Source organism: Bradyrhizobium sp. P2_E8, assembly GCF_056403875.1.
The window spans coordinates 1-1,816 of record NZ_JBFUES010001275.1 but is presented as its reverse complement, the minus strand read 5'-3'; the positions used below and the strand labels follow the sequence as shown (position 1 = coordinate 1,816).

The window sequence follows — 1,816 nt, the reverse complement described above, 5'->3', positions numbered from 1 at the left end:
GCGTTGGTTGGCCCTGACGGCATCTTGGGTGCTTTTGGCGTGTTGGGAGAGCCCGTCGCACTGGTTCACGCGGTCGTGTTGGTGCCGGGTGTGGCTCTGCAGGTCGAAGCTGCCCGCCTTCGCGCTCTCGCACAGCAGAGTGTCGAGTTCCGGGATGGCCTGACGCGTCACAGTCAGGCCCTGTTCGTTCAGGCCCAGCAATCCGTGGGCTGCAATGCATCCCACACCGTCGAGGCGAGATTGGCGCGATGGCTCTTGCGTGTTCGGGATCTATCCGGCAGCGACCGCTTCAAGCTCACGCAGGAATTGATGGCCGAGATGATCGGGGTTCGCCGGAACAGCGTCTCGTTCGTCGCCCATGCTCTCCAGGAAGCGAACGTCATTCGATTCAGCCGCGGTCACATCGAGATCGTCAACGCCGCCGAGCTCAACAAGGCCACCTGCGAATGCTACCGTGCGGTGAAGCTGCAATACAAGCGGCTTCGTTTTTCCGACTGAAGAACGATCCGCGGAGCGAGCAAGCTCACCCGTATCTCAGCTTCATCACCAGAATGCCGCCGGCGAGCAGCATGGTGACGGCGTTCGAGGCGATCAGCGGGGCGTCGCCGCTGAGCAGGCCGTAGGCGAGCCAGAGCGCCAGGCCCAGCACCATGACCAGGAACATGCCGAGCGAGATATCCTCGGTCGAGCGGGTCTTCCAGAGCTTGATGAATTGCGGCGCGTAGGCGACGGTGGTGCAGGAGGCTGCGGCAAAGCCGATCAGCTTGATCAAGAACGGGTCCATGCCGATCCTATAACATGGATTCGGCGCGCCCTTAGCCGGTATGCGCTAGGCGCGGCGTGATTCGATCAGGCTCCGATACAGCGCCGCATAGTCCCCGGCGCGGTTGCGCCATGAGACGTCGGTCGCAAGGCCGTTTCGTTGCAGGCGCCGCCAGGTCAGCTTGTCGTGGAAGGCCGTGTTGGCCTTGCGTAGCGTGCCGGCGAGGGCATCCGCCGTGACGGGTGCGAACTTGAAGCCGGTGGCATCGCGGCCGGACGCGTCGGCTTCGCCGATGTCGACGATGGTATCCTCGAGACCGCCGACGCGGGAGACGATCGGCACGGCGCCATAGCGCAGCGCGCAGAGCTGGGTCAGGCCGCACGGCTCGAATCGCGACGGCACGATGAGCGCGTCCGAGCCCGCCTGAATCAGATGAGCGAGGATCTCGTCGTAGCCGATCACGACCCCGATCCGGCCAGGATTGGCGCGTGCCGCCGCCTGGTAGCGGTCCTGAAGATCGCGGTCGCCGCTGCCGAGCAGTGCGAGCTGCATGCCTTCGCCCAAAATGGTCGGAATGGCCTCGAGCAGGAGATCGAGCCCTTTCTGCCAAGACAGCCGGCTGATGACGCCGAGCAGGGGGGCTTCGTCCGCGGAATCGAGATTGAATTGTTGCTGAAGCACCGCCTTGTTCGCAGCCCGGAATGCGAGGTCTTCCGCACTGAAGCGATAGGCGATGTGCGAATCGGCCTGCGGATTCCACACCGCGATGTCGATGCCGTTGAGGATCCCGCTCAATGCGCCCGCGCGTGCGCGCAAGAGGCCGCCGAGCCCCATGCCGCCCTCGTCGCTCTGGATCTCCCGCGCATAGGTCGGCGACACCGTCGTGATGCGATCGGCGAATTGCAGGCCGGCCTTCAGGAAGCTGATGTCGCCGAAATATTCGAGGCCGTTGACGTCGAGGGAGCTCCACGGCAGGCCGATCGCACTGATCAGCTCGGGAGCGAACTTGCCCTGATAGGCCATGTTGTGGATCGTCATCACGGTGCCGGGCCG

Annotated in this window: 4 protein-coding genes; 1 reads left to right on the top strand and 3 read right to left on the bottom strand. The window is 64.3% G+C overall.

Going from position 1 to position 1,816, the window contains the following annotated elements; translation table 11 throughout:
* A partial coding sequence (locus AC1D00_RS39480) for a hypothetical protein (protein WP_477014413.1) occupies positions 1-201 on the bottom strand: 201 nt, incomplete at its 3' end.
* Between the two features lie 39 nt (positions 202-240).
* Between AC1D00_RS39480 and AC1D00_RS39475 the strand changes: the two genes are divergently transcribed.
* Positions 241-498, top strand: a complete 258-nt coding sequence (locus AC1D00_RS39475; RefSeq protein WP_477014412.1) for a helix-turn-helix domain-containing protein — start codon at positions 241-243, stop codon at positions 496-498.
* Positions 499-523: 25 nt separating this feature from the next.
* Here AC1D00_RS39475 and AC1D00_RS39470 read toward each other — a convergent pair whose 3' ends face one another.
* Together AC1D00_RS39470 and AC1D00_RS39465 are read right to left on the bottom strand one after the other, a co-directional pair.
* Positions 524-784: a SemiSWEET transporter gene (locus AC1D00_RS39470; RefSeq protein ID WP_477014411.1), complete on the bottom strand. Its 261-nt coding sequence runs from the start codon at positions 782-784 to the stop codon at positions 524-526.
* A gap of 45 nt (positions 785-829) precedes the next feature.
* The coding region (locus tag AC1D00_RS39465) for a glycogen/starch synthase (RefSeq protein ID WP_477014410.1) at positions 830-1,816 on the bottom strand (987 nt) is incomplete at its 5' end.

Bases quoted from the DNA above. Each gene is read 5' to 3' on its own strand.
- AC1D00_RS39470 (WP_477014411.1), bottom strand. From the start codon at position 784: ATGGACCCGTTCTTGATCAAGCTGATCGGCTTTGCCGCAGCCTCCTGC.